Source organism: Kitasatospora nipponensis (assembly GCF_039528135.1).
In the GTDB taxonomy this organism is placed as follows: domain Bacteria; phylum Actinomycetota; class Actinomycetes; order Streptomycetales; family Streptomycetaceae; genus Kitasatospora; species Kitasatospora nipponensis.
In genome coordinates this window covers 1-3,871 of record NZ_BAAALF010000351.1, presented here as the reverse complement: position 1 = coordinate 3,871, position 3,871 = coordinate 1, and the positions used below count along the sequence as shown (strand labels likewise).

Genomic DNA, 3,871 nt, shown 5'->3' with positions numbered 1-3,871 from the left:
GGCCCGGCGACCGCCCGGCCCGCCGTCCGGCCGTGGCGCGCTGCGCCGCCTCGCGGGCGTCCTGCGCCTGCCGTGCCTGCCGCGGCTCGCGGAGGGCCCCCGGCGGCTGCTACAGCTGGCCGCGCGCCATCCGGATCAGGCGTTCCAGCACCTGCCCGCCGCTGACCCGCAGCCCGTCGTGCTCCCACTCGTTGGTCACCCAGGTCCGGAGCCCGCGCACCGCGTCGGCCGTCGCCAGCGAGTCGGCGGTGTCCACGTACATGTCGTCGTGGTAGACGGCGGCGGCCACCGGCACCTCGTTCGCCGCCAGTACCTGCGGCGCGTAGAGGTCGGCCCACTCCGTGTGCTGGGCGAGCAGCTCCGCGGTCTGGCGCAGCGGGCGGAGCGCCGGGTCGGTCTCGAACATCCAGGGGTAGATCATCTCGCCGGTGAACCGCACCGGGGTCCCGTCCGCGAGCGCCTGGGCGGCGTCGAAGTCCGCGAACTCCTTGCGGACCCGCTCGGCGGCCCAGCCGGTCGCGCCGGGGTCCACCGACCGCTGCCCGTAGATGGACTCGTGCAGCACGGCGTAGAGCGGGCCGTCGGCGAAGGAGAGCTTCGACTCCACGCCGCCGAGGAAGGTGTCGGAGAGCTCGAGCCCCGCGCCGCCACGGATCCAGGCGTCCTCCAGCAGGTAGTGCAGCACGTCCGAACCGTTGCCGGAGCCGAGCAGCAGGCCCAGGGCCTGGAACGCCTCCACGGTCAGCAGCCCGCCGGCCGGCAGCCGGGCGGGCGCCGTGGCCAGGTGCTCCACGATCCGCCGCACCGCCTCGACGTCCTGCGGGTAGCGGTCGTAGTGCGCGGAGTTCTTGCGCGCCACCCGCGGGTACGCGGCGCGGTAGACGTCGGCCGCGCTGCTGCGCAGCCCGGGCAGCCCGCCGGTCACCAGGGCCTCGCGCAGGCCCTCGGGCGCCAGCGAGAGGTAGGTCAGCGTGCAGAACCCGCCGAAGCTCTGGCCCAGCAGGCTCCACCTGCCCTGGTCGCCGAGCAGCTGGCGCCGGATCAGCTCCGCGTCGCGGACGATCGAGTCGGCCCGGAAGTGCGCGAGGTAGGCGGCCTGCTCGGCGGCCCCGCCGCGCAGCGGCAGGCTCTGGCGGGTCGCCGGGGTCGACCGGCCGGTGCCGCGCTGGTCCAGCAGCAGCACCCGGTACTCCTCCAGCGCCCGGTCCAGCCAGCTGTCCCGCCCCAGCGGCCGTCCGGCCCGCCCGCCGGGCCCGCCCTGGAGGTAGAGGAGCCAGGGCAGTTCGGTGCGTTCCTGGCCGGCCGCGACCACCTCGCGGGCGTAGACCTCGATCTGCTCGCCCTGCGGTGCCGCGTGGTCCAGCGGCACCTGGAAGAGGTGGTCGGTCAGGACGACCCCGGGCTGTCGGATCACGACGGACATGAGACTCCTCGGTCTGCGCTCGGTGCGAACGGTGCTCGCGCTGCTGGGCATCGGTGCGCTGCGGGCGCCCCACCCGGGCCGGCCGCGGGTGTCCGACGGCGGCGACCTGTGGACTTCCCGGTGCGGGCCGTGCCACCCCGGCACCGTATCCTGACGCCGAGTGAGTGCTGCCGGGGCCGCCCGCCCGACGCGATCGAGGCGCCAGGGCGACCGTGTCCGGCGCCGGTGGGGGCCGGCGACCGGTCCGGGCGCGGACCGGATCCGGGACCGCCGGGTGTCGGGGCGTGACCTGAGGCCCGTACGCCGCGTTCACTCTGGGGGCGCCCCGGGGTCCGCCACGGACGGTGGCGCCGTCCGCGGGGGAGCGCGCGGCGGGCGGAGCAGGCCCGAGTCCGTCGACGGCACTCGGGGAGTTCGACCAGGAGGGACCCGGCGGAGCCCGCTGCGCACCGTGCGGGCGAGCCGGACAGAGACGATCCACGGCAGTCGCGGCCCGCGGGCCGACCCTGCCGGCCGACAGGAGGAGAACCCGGTGACGGCCCCCAGGCCCGCACAGACCGCGCTGCCGGCCGAGACGGTCGGCGGCTCCCGAGCCGGCGCCGGGCCCGGGCGGCCCGAGCCGGTGCCCGGTGGCGCCGGACGCCCGGCGGCGCAGGCCCGGCGGCTGCCGGCCACCGTGCACGGCGACGTCCTCTGCGTGAACGCCCCGGCCATGGCGGCCTCGGGGCACGACGGCCAGCTGCGCGGCGACGGCCTGCACGGGTTCTTCCGCTCCGGGCTGCGGGTGGTGAGCCGGATGGAGGTGCGGCTGGGCGGCATCGAACCGCTCGCCCTGCAGGGCGAGCTCTCCTCGACGGCCCAGGCGCGCTTCGTGGCCGCCGTGCGGGTGCCCGGGGAGCTCGATCCGGATCCGGCGCTGACCGTGGAGCGCCTGCGGCACGCGGACGGCGTGGAGAGCATCACCGTGCGCAACGCGGGGAGCCGGCCCGCCCGCCTCCCGCTGGAGATCGCCCTGGGCACCGACCTGGGATCCCTCGCGGAGATCGCGGCCGGCCAGCGCTCGGCGGACATCCCCGGGCAGGTGCAGTCCGCCGGCCTGCGCTGGACCAGCCGCGGCCACAGCGCCACCGTCACCGCCCGTCCCTCGCCGCACGCCGTGCTGGCCGGCGCCGGGGTCCTGCGCTGGGACCTGGAGGTGCAACCCGGGGCCCGCTGGGCGGTCGAGCTGCGGGTGGAGCTGGAGCCCGCGCCGGTCGTCACGGCCCGGCCGCCGATCGGCCGCGGGGCGGGCATAGCGGCGCCCTGGTCCGACCTGCGGGTGCGCTGTGACGACTCACGCGCCGCGCCCCTGGTCGAGCGGTCACTGGACGCCCTCGGCAGTCTCCTGCTCGCCGACTCCGACCGGCCCTCCGACCTCTACGCCGCCTCCGGGGCGCCGTGGCGCTTCGGGCTGGCCCCCGCCGACGCGCTGTGGGCCGCGCGCCTGACCCTCCCGTTGGGCACCAGGCTCGCTGCCGGGACGCTGCGGGCGCTGGCACGCCGCCAGCAGGGCGCGGCGGCCGGTGGCCGCGGCGAAGGCATCGTCCCCGGCGCACTGCGGCACGCCGGCCCCGAGCTCCCGCCCTCCTGCACGGCCACCGAGGCCACCCTGCTCTTCGTCACCGTCCTGGCCGAGGCCTGGCGTTGGGGCCTGCCCGCCGCGGAGGTCACCGACCTGCTGCCGGCCGCCGAGCGGGCGCTGGGCGCGCTCCGGGCGACGGTGGACGCCGGCGCCGTCGAGGGCTTCGTCACCGACCTCGGCAGACCCGCGGACGAGCGGGCCGCGCCGCCCGCCGCGGCCCGCTGCGAGGTCCAGGCCCAGGCGCACCGGGCGGCCCTGCACGGAGCCGAGCTGCTGGAGGCGTTCGGGCGCCCCGGTGCGGCCCACTGGCGGGAGTGGGCGGCCGGGCTGCGTGCCCGCTTCCGCGAGGAGTTCTGGATCGACGACCTCTCCGGGGGCCGGCCGGCCGCCGCGCTGACCGCCGACGGCCGGGTGCTGCCCGCGGTCAGCGCCTCCTTCGTCCATCTGCTCGACCTGGGCCTGGGCGCCGAGGGCGCCGCGCTGCCCGGCCTGCTGGACCGCGAGCAGACCCGCCTGGTGGCCCAGCGGCTGGCCGCTCCGGAGCTGGACTGCGGCTGGGGCCTGCGCACCCTCAGCGCCAAGTCCGCCCGCTTCAACCCGCTGGGCCACCGCAGCGGAGCCGTCCGGGTGCAGGAGACGGCGATGGCGATCTCGGGGCTGGCCGAGGCGGGCTTCGAGCGCGAGGCGGGGGCCGTGCTGGAGGGTCTGCTGGCGGCTTCCGTGCAGTTCGCCGGGCGCCTGCCCGAGATGTACGCGGGTGAGCAGCGGCTGCCCGACTGCCCGCCCGTACCGCACCCGGCGGCCTGCCGCGCGGCGGCCGGCTCGCG

At 77.9% G+C, this 3,871-nt stretch carries 3 protein-coding genes; 2 read left to right on the top strand and 1 reads right to left on the bottom strand.

Going from position 1 to position 3,871, the window contains the following annotated elements; genetic code table 11:
• Nucleotides 1–109: 109 nt before the first annotated feature.
• Complete coding sequence (locus tag ABD323_RS39930; protein ID WP_344447019.1) at nt 110–1,423, bottom strand: alpha/beta fold hydrolase; 1,314 nt, start codon at nt 1,421–1,423, stop codon at nt 110–112.
• On the opposite strand from ABD323_RS39930, the gene ABD323_RS39925 reads away from it, so the two are divergent.
• Nucleotides 1,422–1,577 carry a hypothetical protein gene (locus ABD323_RS39925; protein ID WP_344447018.1) on the top strand — a complete coding sequence of 52 codons (156 nt, stop codon included), beginning with the start codon at nt 1,422–1,424 and terminating at the stop codon, nt 1,575–1,577. The two genes, ABD323_RS39930 and ABD323_RS39925, sit on opposite strands and share 2 nt — an antisense overlap.
• Before the next feature lie 378 nt (nt 1,578–1,955).
• Nucleotides 1,956–3,871: amylo-alpha-1,6-glucosidase (locus ABD323_RS39920; protein ID WP_344447017.1), on the top strand; the 1,916-nt coding region annotated here is incomplete at its 3' end.

Excerpts from the sequence above, each read along its gene's own strand:
- ABD323_RS39925 (WP_344447018.1), top strand. The coding sequence starts at position 1,422 with ATGAGACTCCTCGGTCTGCGCTCGGTGCGAACGGTGCTCGCGCTGCTG.
- ABD323_RS39930 (WP_344447019.1), bottom strand. The coding sequence starts at position 1,423 with ATGTCCGTCGTGATCCGACAGCCCGGGGTCGTCCTGACCGACCACCTC.